At 39.7% G+C, this 16,004-nt stretch carries 13 protein-coding genes; 2 read left to right on the top strand and 11 right to left on the bottom strand.

Features of this window, described 5'->3' with window-relative positions; all coding sequences use genetic code 11:
* Together porZ and recO are read left to right on the top strand one after the other, a co-directional pair.
* Positions 1–2,241, top strand: a complete 2,241-nt coding sequence (gene porZ, locus ODZ84_RS18680; protein WP_266173900.1) for a type IX secretion system anionic LPS delivery protein PorZ — start codon at positions 1–3, stop codon at positions 2,239–2,241.
* Complete coding sequence (gene recO, locus ODZ84_RS18675; RefSeq protein ID WP_266173898.1) at positions 2,241–2,927, top strand: DNA repair protein RecO; 687 nt, start codon at positions 2,241–2,243, stop codon at positions 2,925–2,927. Before porZ ends, recO begins: the two co-directional genes overlap by 1 nt.
* A 26-nt stretch (positions 2,928–2,953) precedes the next feature.
* On the opposite strand, the gene ODZ84_RS18670 is transcribed toward recO, so the two are convergent.
* From ODZ84_RS18670 to ODZ84_RS18620, 11 genes are all read right to left on the bottom strand, one after another.
* On the bottom strand, positions 2,954–5,608 hold the full coding sequence (locus ODZ84_RS18670) for an MGH1-like glycoside hydrolase domain-containing protein (protein WP_266173897.1): 2,655 nt from the start codon (positions 5,606–5,608) through the stop codon (positions 2,954–2,956).
* 262 nt (positions 5,609–5,870) lie between these two features.
* Positions 5,871–6,680, bottom strand: coding sequence for a glucose 1-dehydrogenase (locus tag ODZ84_RS18665; RefSeq protein WP_266173896.1), 810 nt, complete (start codon positions 6,678–6,680; stop codon positions 5,871–5,873).
* A gap of 127 nt (positions 6,681–6,807) precedes the next feature.
* Positions 6,808–7,290, bottom strand: coding sequence for a GNAT family N-acetyltransferase (locus ODZ84_RS18660; RefSeq protein ID WP_266173895.1), 483 nt, complete (start codon positions 7,288–7,290; stop codon positions 6,808–6,810).
* 6 nt (positions 7,291–7,296) lie between these two features.
* Positions 7,297–7,914 carry a DUF1684 domain-containing protein gene (locus tag ODZ84_RS18655; protein ID WP_266173894.1) on the bottom strand — a complete coding sequence of 206 codons (618 nt, stop codon included), beginning with the start codon at positions 7,912–7,914 and terminating at the stop codon, positions 7,297–7,299.
* Between the two features lie 158 nt (positions 7,915–8,072).
* The gene (locus ODZ84_RS18650) at positions 8,073–8,474 is read right to left on the bottom strand and encodes a hypothetical protein (protein WP_266173893.1); all 402 of its coding nucleotides are present in this window, start codon (positions 8,472–8,474) and stop codon (positions 8,073–8,075) included.
* 81 nt (positions 8,475–8,555) lie between these two features.
* Positions 8,556–10,061, bottom strand: coding sequence for a malate dehydrogenase (quinone) (gene mqo, locus ODZ84_RS18645; protein ID WP_266173892.1), 1,506 nt, complete (start codon positions 10,059–10,061; stop codon positions 8,556–8,558).
* 241 nt (positions 10,062–10,302) lie between these two features.
* Positions 10,303–11,343, bottom strand: a complete 1,041-nt coding sequence (locus tag ODZ84_RS18640) for an NAD(P)H-dependent glycerol-3-phosphate dehydrogenase (protein WP_266173891.1) — start codon at positions 11,341–11,343, stop codon at positions 10,303–10,305.
* Between the two features lie 389 nt (positions 11,344–11,732).
* A complete protein-coding gene (locus ODZ84_RS18635; protein WP_266173890.1) occupies positions 11,733–12,590 on the bottom strand; it encodes a lamin tail domain-containing protein in 858 nt (285 codons plus the stop codon).
* A gap of 510 nt (positions 12,591–13,100) precedes the next feature.
* Entirely contained in the window at positions 13,101–13,505 is a 405-nt protein-coding gene (locus ODZ84_RS18630; protein WP_266173889.1) for an NUMOD4 domain-containing protein, read from the bottom strand.
* A 99-nt stretch (positions 13,506–13,604) separates the two neighbouring features.
* Positions 13,605–14,132: a hypothetical protein gene (locus tag ODZ84_RS18625; protein WP_266173888.1), complete on the bottom strand. Its 528-nt coding sequence runs from the start codon at positions 14,130–14,132 to the stop codon at positions 13,605–13,607.
* A 26-nt stretch (positions 14,133–14,158) separates the two neighbouring features.
* Positions 14,159–15,310: a zinc-dependent alcohol dehydrogenase gene (locus tag ODZ84_RS18620; RefSeq protein WP_266173887.1), complete on the bottom strand. Its 1,152-nt coding sequence runs from the start codon at positions 15,308–15,310 to the stop codon at positions 14,159–14,161.
* Positions 15,311–16,004 lie beyond the last annotated feature (694 nt).

Here is a 16,004-nt window from a genome sequence, read left to right as displayed (position 1 = left end):
ATGAAAAAACTTTTAATCTCTCTTGGTATTCTGGCGTCACTGCCATCGGTACAAGCACAAATTATTTCTTCTAAAAAGTGGCAGGATCTTTTCTCCTACAATAATGTTTTGGCGATGAAGGAAGACAACGGAAAAATTGTTGCCGCTACAGAGAACGGAATATTTTATTATACAATTTCATCAGGAGAAATTACAAAGTTATCCAAAGCCAATGGCTTACATGAAGTGAAAATTTCTGCTTTTGACTATAATCCGCAGACCAAAACAGGACTGGTAGGATATCAGAACGGATCGCTGGATGTCATTACTCCGGACGGTGTCACATATATTGTTGATATTCCCATTGCAACAGGATACAGCGGATCCAAAAAGATCAATCATATCTCTATTACAGGCGATCAGGCGATCATTTCTGTAGGCTATGGGGTTTCTATATTTGACTTAAAGAAAAAGGAATTTAAAGACTCTGCATTTTTTCTTACGGCAGGGGTCTATGAAGCCAGCAATGAGGCCACCATTCTCGGAAACAAAGTATTTGCCGTTACCAATACGGGTTTAAAAAGCCACGAACTGAATACCACATTTCCTGTATTCACAACCTGGACAACGGAAATGCCGGGAAATTTCAAGCATATCGATTCTGAATCAGCATTGGTTTATTCGTCGGCAACTACGGCTTATCTGTATAATAACGGGGTATCAACGCCCCTTTCGCAGACTTTTACCGCTGTGCGGGATATGGTGATTAACCCCAGTAATATTATCGTAACAGACCAGAACAGGACCTATACCTTCAATACCAACGGAAATTTTCTTGCTGCAGCAAGTTTTGGTGAAGAATGTAATACGTCGACAACCATTGGCGGAAGGCTTTATGCAGGAACCGTATTATCAGGAATTAAAGATGAGACCAATAATCTTTTCAGACCGGACGGACCTTATAAAAATACTTCTTATAAAATTTCGTTGTTAAACGACCAGATATGGATCTCTACGGGCAGTATGGAAAGTTATAATGCCCCTAGCTACAGAAATCTGGGTTATTATCATTTCGACGGCGGAAAATGGAATTATCCTGATTATTTTATCAACAATCCTATTGTTTTCAATATTCTGGATGTCGCACCCAACCCATCCAATGCGGGTGAAGTTTTCTTTGTGAACTATTCCTTGCGTCCCAACGAAAAGGGGATCTACCGTATGGAAAATAATACGTTCAAAAAAGTATATAAAAATAATGACTCCAACAGCAACTACAATCGTCCGGGAGGATTGGCTTTTGACGAAAACAATCAGCTTTTTGTATCATTAGGAGTGATCGAAAACCAAACAGCAAATACAGGATATTATTTCTATAACAGAAGCGGAGACGACTTTGCGACTGTTCCTGTCATTGCAGGCGGAAATGTACTGAAACCCCTGACCAAAGACGGGATTCTTTATATTCCAAGTCCGTTTTTTGATCCCGGCGGCTTAATTATGAAGCAGTATGGCAGCAATCCTACTTCTACCTCTACCCCTTTAAAAATTATCAATAAAAGTAATAATCTGCCGGCGAGCGGAACAGTTTCTGCCTCTGTAGATAAAGATGATAACGTCTGGATCGGAACCCGGGGTGGATTAAGGATTCTTTCCAATCCGAAATCGGCCATTACGGAAGCTTCCCCGCAAACGGAGGCCATTGTCATTGAACAAAACGGTATTGCCGAAGAATTATTCCGGGATAATACGATTCTACAGATTGAAACAGATTCCGGAAATCACAAGTGGGTATCTGTAGATGGCGGTGGTGTATATTATATGTCTGCAACAGGCGAGCAGACCATAAAACACTTTACCAAGGAAAATTCACCTTTGCCCACCAACAGCGTAACGGATATTAAAGTCGACAGTAAAACCGGAAAAGTATATTTTGTGACATTGGATGGCGTTATGGTCTATCAGGGAGATGTCGCTGATGTAACTTCCGGATTTGGAAATGTACTGGTATATCCGAATCCTGTGGTCTATTCAAACTTCAAAGGAAAAGTAACCATTAAAGGTTTAGCGGAAAAAACCAATATCAGAATTACAGATGCTGCCGGAAATGTAGTACATGCTGCCGTAGCAAGAGGCGGATACTACGAGTGGGATCTTAATAATAACAAAGGAAAGAGAGTAGCTTCTGGAATTTATTTTGTACTGATGACCAATGAAGATGCTTCCGATAAAGCTACTGCAAAAATAGCTGTGGTCAATTAATGAATGCACAAGACAGTTTTTTACTATCTTACATAAAATACGGTGAAAATGATGCCGTCCTCCACTGCTTTTCAGAGGAGGACGGTTATCAGACCTATTTTCTGAAAGGTATCTATTCCAAAAAAAATAAAAAAAAAGCACTGCTGCTGCCTTTAAATAAGCTTAACTTTTCGGTTAACCCGGGCAGAGGCAATGGTATCCAGTCTGTTTCCAGACTGGAACTGGTAAAAAGCAATGATATTTACAACGATATTAAAAGCACTACGGTTATCTTTTTTATCTCAGACTTCCTGAACCAGGTCCTAAGAAACGAAAATAAGAACTTAAATGTTTTTTTCAGGATCGAGGAGTTTATTGAGGAGCTGTCGCATCAAAATTATCAGGCCCACCTGATTTTTCTGGTCATTATTTTAAAAATACAGGGCGTCGCCCCGCTGATCAACCAGGGGAATTTCCTGGATCCTGAGACCGGCACATTCTCACAAAATACGACCCATCCCCTGTTTACTGAAGAGATTTCCATGATCTGGAAAAATATTCTTATCACCGAAAATCCTTACCAGATTAAGATTCATTCTTCTTTCAGGAAAGATTTTTTAGACAGTCTGCTGGTTTATTATCATTATCATGTCACTGATTTTAAAATTCCGGCATCGCTGGAGGTCATTCAGCAGATCTTTGAATAACGATCGTGAACAGAACTTTGTCAAAGTTATCGTGGATCATCCGGCATTTCCGTTTCAGCTTCTGCAATGTCTTTACGGGTAAATCTTGGCTGAAGGATCTTTGCGATGAGCCCGGTCCATCCGGTCTGATGAGAAGCCCCTGCTCCACGCCCGTTATCTCCGTGAAAATATTCATAAAAAAGAATATAATCCCTGAACCCCGGATCAGTCTGAAATCTCGGATACTGCCCATTCACCGGCCGCATTCCGTTTTCATCTTTCAGAAATATGGATGATAGCCTTTTGCTTAAGGACTCCGCTATCTGATCCAAATTCGAATAATTTCCGCTTCCCGTAGGATATTCTACCATAAAATCGGGGCTGTAATAAAAGAAAAAACGCTGTAGGCTTTCTATGATTAAAAAATTAACCGGAAACCAAATCGGACCACGCCAATTGCTATTGCCGCCAAAGAGACCGCTGTCGCTTTCTGCGGGTGTATATTTCACGGTATAATCCGTTCCGTTTAGATTTAACGTATAAGGATTTTTTTCATATTCTTTTGACAAAGCACGGATCCCATATTCACTCAAAAATTCATCAGGGTTCAGCATTCTGTGAAGCAGTCTTTTTAAACGGTGTCCGCGTAAAAGCGAAAGCAGATGTTTTGAATCCTGACCTTTTACTTCCCAGTGAGACACCAGAGCGGCCAGTTCAGGTTTGTTTTCCATGACCCATTTCATTCTGGCTTTAAAATTCGGAAGATTTTCTATCATTTCATCATCAATTACCTCAACGGCAAACATGGGGATCAGCCCCACAATTGTACGCAATTTCAAATACATATGATTTCCGTTACCGGAGGAGATGGCATCATAAAAAAATTCATCATTCTCATCCCAAAGGCTGAAGCATTCGTCTCCCATATTATCCAGAGAATTGGCAATGGCGAGGAAATGTTCAAAAAACTTCGTCGCCATTTCCTCGTATACCTTATTATACTGAGCCAGTTCCAGTGCAATTCTCATCATATTGAGCGCGAACATCGCCATCCAGCTGGTGCCATCCGACTGTTCCAGGTGCTCACCGTTCGGAAGCGGCGTATTCCTGTCGAAGACCCCTATATTGTCAAGTCCTAAAAAACCTCCTTCAAAAATATTATTGCCATTGATGTCTTTTTTATTGACCCACCACGTGAAGTTCATCAGAAGCTTCTGAAAAGCACTTTCCAGAAACTCGATATCCGGTTTATCCTTAAAATATTCGTCAATTTTAAAAACCCTGAAAACGGCCCACGCATGGACCGGTGGATTGACATCGCTGAAATTCCATTCGTAGGCAGGAAGCTGCCCATTAGGATGCATATACCATTCAAAAAGAAAAAGTTTCAGCTGTTGTTTTGCAAAATCAGGATCTATTAATGAAAAACTGATGGCATGAAAAGCCAGGTCCCAGGTCGCATACCAGGGATACTCCCATTTGTCGGGCATAGAAATAATATGCTCATTATTGAGGTGCTTCCATCCGTCATTTCTTATCTGTTCTCTGGATTTTGAGGGTTTTATGCCTTCAGGATCACCCTTCAGCCATTTTTCCACATTATAATGGTAAAACATTTTATTCCAGAGCATTCCTGCAAAAGCTTGTCTCTGAACCAGCTTTTCATCTTCGGTCTGAATTCCCTGCTGGATTTCAGCATAAAACTCATCACATTCCTGTTGTCGCAAATTAAAAACCTCATCAAAATCTTTAAAAGGTTCTTTCAGATCCTTATCAGACATTCTGAATTCGAATATTTTGGATTCTGAGGCGGCAAAATTTTCATCAATCAGGAAGGCTGCTTTTGTTCCGATATCTTTCGGGTTTACGGCTTGGGAGTTGCCCTTAATGATAAATTCATTGATTCCGTCTTTTGTATATTTCGACGTATTAGTCGACTGATAAAGCCTTTCATTATTTGTTTCATTATCACAGAACAATGTTTTCAGCGATTGTTTGGCATAAACGTTTTTAACGTCTGAATCGTGATGATCTACTTTAATGGTAGTTGCTTCTTCTGAGTTTAATTGGGGCCTATAGTTATTATATCCCCAGTTCCATGTATTTCTGAACCAGACGGTCGGAAGAATAACAAGAGAAGCTTCTTTTTCGGACCTGTTGACAACCGTAAGTTTCACCAGAATGTCAGTCTGACTTTCTTTTGCATATTCGATAAAGATGTCGAAATATTCATTTTGGTCGAAAATCCCTGTGTCTATCAGTTCATATTCAGGTTCATCTTTTGTTCTTGAAGCGTTTGTTTTTACAAGATCTTCATATGGAAATGCATTCTGCGGATATTTATACAACATTTTCATATAAGAATGGGTAGGTGTAGCATCGAGGTAATAAAAGTATTCTTTAACATCTTCCCCGTGGTTTCCCTGATCATTGGATAACCCGAAAAAACGTTCCTTCACCATTCTGTCCCTTTTATTCCAGAAGGCGACGGAGAATACCAGTTTCTGCATATCATCACAGATCCCACAGATTCCTTCTTCGCCCCACCGGTAGGTTTTTGCTTCAGCAGAATCATGGTTCGTATAATTCCAGGCATCTCCGTTGTCGCTGTAATCTTCGCGCACCAGTCCCCATTCCCGATTGCTCACGTAGGGGCCCCATTTTTTCCATGAGACCTCGGACAGTCTTTCTTTTTCTTTCATATTGATGTCAATATCTGATGTTGATTGAGAAAACTCTGTGCGTTTCCAAACCTGACAATTATTTTAATAGTATATGCTGAAGGCTCTGAATTCTCATTCCTGATTACAAAAGTGTGAATCGCTATCGTATCTCCGAACCTACGGCCATTATAAGATTCACCTGCGCCCCGGATTGAACGGTCTGTCTGAGCTCTTTTTGTAAGCCTGGGAAATGCAAGGCACAAAAAAGCGAGTAGTGAAAGCCGGAGATGTGCGCCCGAAACTATCCGCCGTTCGAAAAACTTTCCAAAGTCGTCATGCCTCCATCCACAAAGATGCTGGCTCCTGTAATATAATCTGAGAGGTCGCTCGCCAGGAATGCAGCCAGATTTCCTATATCCTGGGGCTGTCCGATTCTGTTGTACGGAATTAAGTCAAGCAGAGCGTTCAGTGCTTCGGGGGTTTCCCATGCGTCTTTATTAATTGGAGTCTGAATGGCACCCGGACAAATGGAATTGACGCGTATTTTATCGGCGCCATATTCCTGAGCTAACGTCTGCATCAGCATTCTGACGCCACCCTTACTTGAGGCATAGTTAGCATGACCTGCCCATGGAATAGTTTCATGAACTGAACTGATATGAATGATTTTTCCACAGGCCACGGAACGGGAGGTATCGATTCCGCGTCGCAGAAATTCTTTAATCGCTTCTCTTGCACACAGAAACTGACCGGTAAGGTTGATGCCCATAACCGTATTCCACTGGTCGAGGGTCATTTCCGTAAACTTGGCATCTTTCTGTACGCCTGCATTATTGACCAGGATATCAAAGGTCCCGAATCTGGAAATGACATCCTGAAACATTTTGATGACCTGATCTTCTTTAGAAACATCACACTGATAAGTAATTCCTTTTCCACCCGCGTCGGTAATTTCTTTCAAAACGGCTTCCGCCTCTTCTGTAGATCTTTCCGAAGAATGGTTGACAATAACGGTTGCTCCTGCTGAAGCAAGGGATTTTGCAATTCCTGAACCGATTCCGCTGGAGGCTCCTGTGACGACAGCAACCTGCTGATGAAGTGATATTTCCATATTGATTATTTGATGTATCCGAATTTATGGAAGAATCAAGCCAAACAGAAATGCGGTCCTTAAAAATTCCTTAAAGTTTCAGATCATGGGTATGAATGATATTACAGAGATCTGTTTTCAGTGAATTTTAAAGTTTTTTGGACATTAAATACTGCGGTCCGCTTCTTCCTTCTCTCATATTACCCTCAAAAATATACCCCGATTTTGCATACAGCTGAAAAGCCGATGTATTTTTTTCATTGACGGCCAGAACAATCTCGTTGCAGTCTGAAAAATGCTCTCTTATAAAATGCTCTGTTTCAGTCATGGCAGATCTGCCGATTCCCTGACCCTGAAAAGCGGGATTCACAGATAATGAACGTAATAAAACCGAATCAGGATTTTCGGTAAGACCCAATTTATCTTCCCCGAAATCCAGCACAAAGAAACCGGCCACTTTTTCTTGATAAAGAATCGTGATCGGATAGGCAAAAAAATCTTCATTCTGGTTTCTCGCTTCGATTTTTTCCAAGGCCTGTTTGGCCGTTGCCGTATACTGCGACTGAATTTCGTCCAGTTCGTAATCGAGTTCAGGAAAATCTTCGGGCTCGTAAAATTTTAGTTTAATCATATCTATTTAGTGATGGTAAATATCTTCATACATGACACCGGCACGGATTTCAACCGGCAGTCTATTTTCTTCAGGAACGATCGGGCAGTTGTAATCGTAAGCATTATATGCACAGAAGGGCTGATAGGATTTATTAAAATCCAGCACAATGGTATTTCCTCCGGGAATGGTGAGATCCATATATTTTCCGCCCCCGTAGGTTTCTTTTTCATTCGTAGCATCACGGAAAGGAAGAAAAAGATAATTTTTGTATTTCTTCTGCTTCATTAAGTCGAGACTTTGATATACGGTTAATGTATATTTTTTACCGTCCAGATCGAAACTTGCTTTCCCATATTCTCTATAAGATTTTGTTTTCCCGGAAGAAGTGGGAAGATCAAAAGGTTTGGAGTTTTCAGTTTTTACCCATGTGGCGTTTACCCTATATTTTGGATCAAACGGAAAAAACGGGTGTCCTTTAAAATTTTTAAAATGATCTCCTCTCAAAGGAGTTTCCTTTGGATTTAAATACTCAGCATTAAGATCTTCCTGAAATTTTTTCACTTCCAGGATTTCTTTTGAAACCATTTTCTGAGAAAAGACAAACAGGGGAACAACCAGTAAGATCAGTATTAATTTTTTCATAAATCGTTTTTAAAGTTTAAAACTATGTATTTTTGATGGTCCCCGTTTCAAAAGCTTACAAAATCAGCCAACCGTAAGAATATCCGTTCCGCTTCACCGGCCGTATATAATACTGCGGTACAGGAACTCATAATATATGCTCTCAGAGCCATTCCTGATCAGTAGGATTCTGAAATTTTCACCCGATATATATCTGAAGAATTCCTTTTGATTGATTCCACAAAGAAACCGCCTTCTTCGGGGATGACTTCTTTCAGGTCAAAACTTCTGCAGTCTTTCGGAAGGCCGGAAAACACCAAGGTAAACCAGAAATCACGCATGAAAGGAACGGGTGTCCAATTCGGAAACACGGTGATATTTTCCGTATGAATCAAAGAGCTCCGGTGCTCAGACTGATTATCGAAAAGATAGGTGGAATGCCAGATCCTGATCAGGTTTCCTAAAAACGGGGATGCAGGAAAACAGCAATGTACGATTACCTGCTTCTCCTCTTCTATTTTTGTCTGAAGAGATTCCAGCAATTCTTTAGCAATAACAGGTTTAATAACGACTTCTTCCACTTTTTATGAGATAACAGAATGAGTAATAAGTAATGGTAAAGATACTCCATTTACTTATTACTCAATGTTTATTATGTATTGCTAATAGTCCAGTTCCAGTTTTTCTTTAGTATAATTTCTCACCTGATCTGTAAGTTCAGGATTGGCAGCCAGCTTCTGACCGTAAGAAGGAATGATTTCCAACAGTTTATCTTTCCATTCGCCATTGATCTTTTCAGGAAAACATTTTTCAAGAACATTCAGCATCGCATATACTGCTGTGGAAGCTCCCGGAGAAGCCCCTAACAATGAAGCGATGGTGCCGGCTTTATTGACGACAACCTCAGTTCCGAACTCCAGTTTTCCGCCGTTTTTTTCATCTTTTTTGATAATCTGAACCCTTTGTCCGGCTACTTTAAGCTCCCAATCCTCTTCTTTGGCATCTTTCACAAATTCTCTCAAATGCTGCATTCTCTGGGTTTTATTCATCGCCACCTGCTGAATGAGATATTTCGTTAAAGGGAGATTGTGCCACCATGCCCCGAATAAGGATCTTATATTTTTTGTGTTGACACTTTCCGGCAGATCCAGATAGCTGCCCTCTTTTAAAAATTTTGTAGAAAATCCGGCAAATGGTCCAAAGAGCAGCGCTTTCTGTCCGTCAATGATCCTGAGGTCAAGATGAGGTACAGACATCGGCGGTGCATCTACCGTTGCCTGCGTATATACTTTTGCCTGATGTTTTTCCACCAGCTCCTGATTATGGGTTACCAGCCACTGCCCGGAAACAGGAAAGCCTCCATATCCTTCACTTTCTTTAATATCGGAACTGTCCAGCAATGGAAGTGCATATCCTCCGGCACCGATAAACATAAAATCGGCAACAACCTCCTGTTTATGCTTGTGGATTCTGTCTTTTACCTTCATTTCCCATTTTCCGTCGCTTCTGGGATCGATATCTTTCACTTCATGGTACAAGAAAACATCTACGTTAGAATCTTCCACCAGATGCCGTCCCATTTTTCTGGTCAGAGTTCCGAAATTCACATCGGTTCCCATTTCCATTTTAGTAGCTGCCATCACTTCGGATTCTTTTCTTTTGCTCATGATCAAAGGAATCCAATCTGTAAGTGTTTTATGATCCGTGGAAAATTCCATGCCTTTAAAAAGAACAGATCCGCTCATTTTATCATGTCGTTTTTTGAGGTATTCGGCATCTTTTTCACCGAACACCAGACTCATATGAGGGCAGGAATTAATAAAATCCTTAGGTTCCTGAATATATCCTTTAGTAACCAGATAAGCCCAGAACTGCTTTGAAATTTCAAACTGTTCTGCAATGCTTTCCGCTTTGGAAATATCAATGCTTCCGTCCGGTTTTTCCGGGGTATAATTCAATTCGCAAAAAGCCGAATGCCCGGTTCCGGCATTATTCCAGGCTGCCGTACTTTCCTTGGCAAACCTGCCCAGTCTTTCGAAAATCGCGATCTCCAGATTGGGATCAAATTCGTGAAGAAGGGTAGCTAAAGTGGCACTCATAATTCCTCCACCTACGAGAACAACATCATATTTTGGTTTCGGCGTTCTGCTTATCAGCGATTGTGGCATAATTCTAAATTTTATATCAAATTTCGGTAAAAGTTTTTAAAATTAGAGATGCGTTTGCCAATTTATTTTTTAACAAAAGCAAGTTTTTCTTATGCTAAAAAATATGATCGAAATTATCAATTAACCGGTATTGAAACGATTAATCAGATTCGATAAGAGAAATGCTGCAACGTCAAGGATGTCACGTTTAATAAATAATCCGGATAATGTCGGCGATCTTTCCGAAGGGTCTCTGAATCGCTTAATTTAATTTTGAAGTCAGTTTCTTAAACTGTTTTTCAGCATTTTTTCCTTCATAAAGAATGGCATAAATAGTATCAATGATAGGAAGTTCCAGACCTTTCTGTTTGGCTGTCTTATAAATAGAATCTGCCGCATAATATCCTTCCGCAACCATGTTCATGGACTGAATCGCTGATTTCACCGTATATCCTTTTCCAATAAGATTTCCCAGATTGCGGTTTCTGGAGAATAAAGAATAGGCCGTTACCAGTAAATCTCCGAGATAAGCACTTTCATTAACATCTCTTGGCGCTTCATAGATCGCTTCAAGAAAAATTTCCATTTCTCGGATGGCATTAGACACAAATACAGCCGTAAAATTATCACCATAACCCAGCCCGCTTGCGATTCCCGCTCCGATAGCGAAAATATTCTTCAGGATGGCGCTGTATTCATTTCCTAAGATGTCTTTACTCGAATGTACTTTTATAAAATCGGAATTAAAGATATCTACCAGTTTTTTAGACGTTTCTTCTTCAACGGTTGCCACTGTAAGATAAGAGAGTCTTTCCATGGCAACTTCTTCGGCATGACACGGTCCTGCAATGACCGCCTGGTTTCTGAAACCGATTTTAAATTCGTCTCTCAGATAATGTGCCACGACATCATTGACTTTAGGAATAATACCCTTGATCGCGGAAACAAAGATTTTATCTTTACATTCACATTTCATTTTATCCAGGGTATCTGACAGATAAATAGACGGGGTCGCCAGGACCACAATATCACAGGCTGAAACCAGCTCATTGATGTCTGTTGTCAGTTTCAGATTTTTAAGGTTGAAATTAACGGCGGTAAGGTAGGTTGGATTGTGTCCCCGAAGTTCGATTGCTCCTTTTACAAACTCATTTCTTACACACCAGTGTACCAGTTTACAGTTTTCAACCAGCATTTTTACAATTGCCGTCGCAAAACTTCCGCTTCCTACAACACCTACCGAAATATTATTTTTATTCTTTTTCGGATTCGAAGATTCCGAATTCGTTTTCTTTTTAGCCATAAAACAAAATGTGATTTGCAAATATATTAAAACAAAGGTTGAGAAGGGCTTTCGCCAGCATGATAAAAGTGATTTTTTGATAAAATTAACACTTTCAGATGATTAGTTCTTACAATAAAATAATTATATATTTTAAGTTCTATTTTTATTGTTTAGTTACCTACTTTTTTAGTGGTTAGTAATTTTCATTATCAGATCAACAGGCGTTCGACATTGCAGTGATTACCTCTCCAGACATGTTTCGGAGGTATGGCTGAAAGTTGAGGCGATAACTTCGCTTAACATCCTTGGATAATGTATTAAATGAAGAAGGTTATCCGAAATGGGATAACCTTCCTGATTATTAAGGTAATCTATGCTGCCTGCAGGTATAGGAACAAAAATTTCGTTTAATCTTTTAAAATTTTCTGAGAAACTGTTTCGTTATTAACAGTTCCGGTAATAATATAATTTCCTTTCTGCAAATCTGCGATATTTAAAGCTTCATTTGTCTTTACGGAAGAAGTTTTAACTAACTGTCCTGAAATCGAGTAAATTTTAAGATCTTTTACATCAGTTCCGAATACGATTTCATTGTTCTTAACTAAAGAATTCTTAATAAATCCGTATCGTGTAGACTGGTTGGTTATATCATTTACCGCCAAAACTCCGGATTGTGGTGTAGGAGCAGTAGCTGTAAAATCTACGTTATTATTATTGGTATCCCCTGAAACTCTCGTAATTGAATTTAAAATGCTTGGAGAAGGAGCTGCTCCCGAACCTTCGTATTGATTAGCCAGGCCATATCCTACAAAGTCTAAAACATTTGATGCAGTAGATCCGGTAACCTGTGTGGTATTGCTTGCCAAAGCAACCTTTCCTGAAGTGAGTGCGAGACCTAAGCCCAAACCTACGGTAGGACCGGTTCCGTCAAAATTAAGCACGACGTTAACGATAAGGTTGGGGTTGACAAGATTGATGATCCCGCCGCCATCAGAACCTTCCTGAATTAAATAGGTCTGTCCGGGAGCCAAAGTAATAGCAGGAAGTGTATGGTACTGGGTAAACGGCCCGGAAACGGGTCCATACTGTATGGTTGCGCCAGTAAGCGTAGAGGTAGAAGTCCCAATATTTTTCAGTTCTATAAAATCATTGGTCAGCGTTGCTCCTAGAATTCCACCTCCCGTATAAATTTCATTAATTACAATCTGAGCATTACAAAATGCAGCTGTCGAGATAAGCCCGATAAGAGTAAAAATTTTTTTCATGATATATTAATTTGTTTGGTTAATATAATTTGTGCAATTTCAATGCCAAATAACCAAACATATACCACATTTTATGCGATATTGACACCACATAAAACATGAATGTAAATTTATTCAGAATGCTAATTAAACTAAATGCTGAATGTTGAAGCATTCTATAGAAGTTGTCACGAGATGTAAAATAAGCGTATTTAAATAAAATGATTTTTGTTGATTGATTAAGATTAAAGAATTTTATTAATTAAATACTTAAAACAATAAACTATTTTCTCACTGATAATATTCAGAATTCAGAGAAAATAATATGAAGCATTTTTAGAGTAATCTGCAATGAGAAATGAAGAGCAATAAAATTCAGGTTTATTGCTCTATTTATTAATTTCTTCTATTACCGATTGTAGCTTCTATCCGTGATCAATAAAATCTCAAACAGATCAAATGCAATGAAACAAAAGGTCCAATTAAAGTATTCGTTTTAATATATTCTGGTAATCTATTGAATTCAAATAGTTAAGACAATCTAGTATTGTCTTTTTTGTTTAAATGATAAGCCGCAGAACACAATTCAAGATTTGAGGTATCCAGATTCCATGATGGCTCATTTTTGTTGATCACAACAAGTGAGCGGTCGTTCATATCAAATTTCTTGACAAAACAATAATACAGATATTTGTATAGTCTTATCTGAACCCGTTTGCCATTATAACTTAAGTTGGTATACAAGGTGGAGTTTGTATTGGAACGAGTGTCCAGAAAAAGAGCAATAATACGCTCGTTATAAAAAGTTTTGTTTCTATTCTCACTCCAGCTGTCCAGTCTTTTTATTCTTCCTTTATTGGAAATGGCAAAATAACCTGTAAGATTAGGATTCGGTTTCCACTTTTCACCGGGAAGGTCTTCCAGTGATAAATTCATACACGCAGGAGGATTATCTTGATCAAATTATAGCCCATAATAAACTTCCGATAGGACTTTAAAATAAAAAAGGCCGGAAAAAATTCCGACCTGATTAGATTAATCTTCGTTTTTCTTTTTTGACGTTATTACGCTTATAGCGACGGCTGTCACTGTAGCGGCCACAGCCATTTTCAGGAGAAAATTTTTCCTGTTATATTTCCATTCGGCTCCCCAGCCGCGCTCGGCAAAAATATTGGGCAAATGACCTTTCTTCAGGTCATCAATAATTCCTTCCACTGCGCCGACACGGTCTGCCAGGACAAGAGGAAGCCATCTGCCATAGCTGGATTCACTATATTTAAAAGCAAATTTTCTGATTTCACCGTTAAGACCTTTAGGCGGTGATGCGGTACCAAAAGCAGCAGTTAAGTTGGGCCGCTCTACGGATTTCAGAATTTCTACGTCTTCAGGTTGCTGTGGCGGTCTTTCCCATGCATAGCCATCATGTTCTTCGTTGGTACGCTTTTTCATGGGATAAACGGGATCATTTTCAGGATCGGCATCTATTCCCCAACCTTTTATATGACTGTAATCTGCCTGTTCACTTTTTTTAAAATCGGAGGGTTTTGTTTCGTCTGTAATCATGTCGTGATTTTTTGAGTTAAAACTAGTTAAGCAGTTGGCGGAATAAGCACTGTCTTTATGCAGCCATCCAGCTTGCGCGAAAATATATGATAGGCCTCGGCCACTTCTTCCAGTGGTACCCGGTGAGTGATGATCTGTTTAGGATCAAGAATACCGTTTTTTACGTGTTCAATAAGCTTTGGCAGGTGACGTTTTACGGCTGCCTGGTTAGCCCGGATCGTAATTCCTTTATTCACGATATTTCCAATAGGCACCAAGGCATCCGTAGGACCGTAAACACCTACAACAGAAACAATTCCACCCTTCTTCACCGAATTAATGGCCCAGTGAAGTGCCGTGGTAGAACCGCCCTGTAAAAGTAATTTTGTTCCCAGGATCGTATTGGTAAGATTTCCTTTCGCCTCGCAGCCTACTGCATCTATACAGACGTCTGCACCCAAGGAATCGGTTTGTGTTTTTATAAAAACCACCGGGTCGCCGATACTGTTAAAATTATAAGCTTCGCATTGTGCATATTTCGCTACAAAATCAAGTCTGTACTCCAGAGAGTCGATCACGATTACCCTTCCTGCACCAAAAAGCCATGCAGATTTGGCTGCCATAATACCGATAGGACCTGCGCCGAAAACCACTACGGTATCGCCTTTCTGAATACCTGCCATTTCTGCCGCCTGGTAGCCTGTAGGCACTACATCGGTAAGCAACACTGCATCGTCGGGATCCATCCAGTCAGGAATCACAGTAGGACCTACATCTGCATAAGGCACCCGGGCATATTCTGCCTGCCCGCCCTGATATCCGCCGGCTGTGTGGGAATAACCGAAAATGCCTCCCACTGCAGTTGCCATTGGATTTGATTCGTGGCAGTTACCGTAAAGTTCCTGCTTGCAAAAAGCACATTTTCCGCAGGAAATATTAAAAGGTACCATTACCTTGTCGCCTACTTTCAGTTTCTGTACAGAGGAGCCAATTTCAACCACTTCCCCGATAAATTCGTGTCCGAATGTAGTATCTACTCGAGTATCGGGAACAAGGCCATGGTAAAGGTGCAGATCGGAACCACAGATACAGGATCTTAAAACCTTCACAATGGCGTCTTCCGGATGTTCTATTTGCGGCTCTGGCATATTGCGGTCTGCGCGCACGCGGAAAGGTCCGCGGAAATTCATTGCTAACATAAGTGTATATTTTGTATTGGTGTGAAAAGATTAAAGCAAAATAGAGACCGTGATAAGGGCTTAACTATAATTTATGATTTTTTTTGAAGGAAAACCGCATTCAGCAATGAATGCAAAATATTGTTTTTCATATACTTCAGCTAGATCTGTCGTAATTTCTGTCTGTATGTAGACCTATGATCTATAAAAAAATATTTAAACAGCTGTTTGATCAATTATCCGTTTGAAAGCATTGTGATCTTTCCCTCTGCTAATATGAAACCTAATCCGAAAGACAATAAGAAATCCTATATCACATTGCGTATATTTAGTATCTTGTTATCGCAGAAGTTATGTTTGAAATCGTAAAATATTAATGATGGTGGAATAGAAATTACCATCACAAAAGATACACACAAATCACTTTCTGAACTGTATATGTTGAAACTTATTTTGAAAATAAAAAAGCAATATATGAAAAGCAATATGAAAACGGAGAACTCAATACTGTTTCTTTTTATGCCTACTCTGATGATGAGGTAGAAAGTATTCTGAAGGATAAAAAGGGGAATGCTGCAATTACATTTATCTCTTATCATCAATCCTATAAAATAACAGAACATTTAGCCTTCAGAGAAAATAAGCTCGAAAGTAAAATGAGTACAGTTCAGGACAAAAATGCAGATCATATTTGCTTTAAAAAATATGAATGGCA

It is taken from the genome of Chryseobacterium fluminis (assembly GCF_026314945.1).
Taxonomy (GTDB): Bacteria; Bacteroidota; Bacteroidia; order Flavobacteriales; family Weeksellaceae; genus Chryseobacterium; species Chryseobacterium fluminis.
This window is presented reverse-complemented; position numbering and strand designations above follow the sequence as displayed.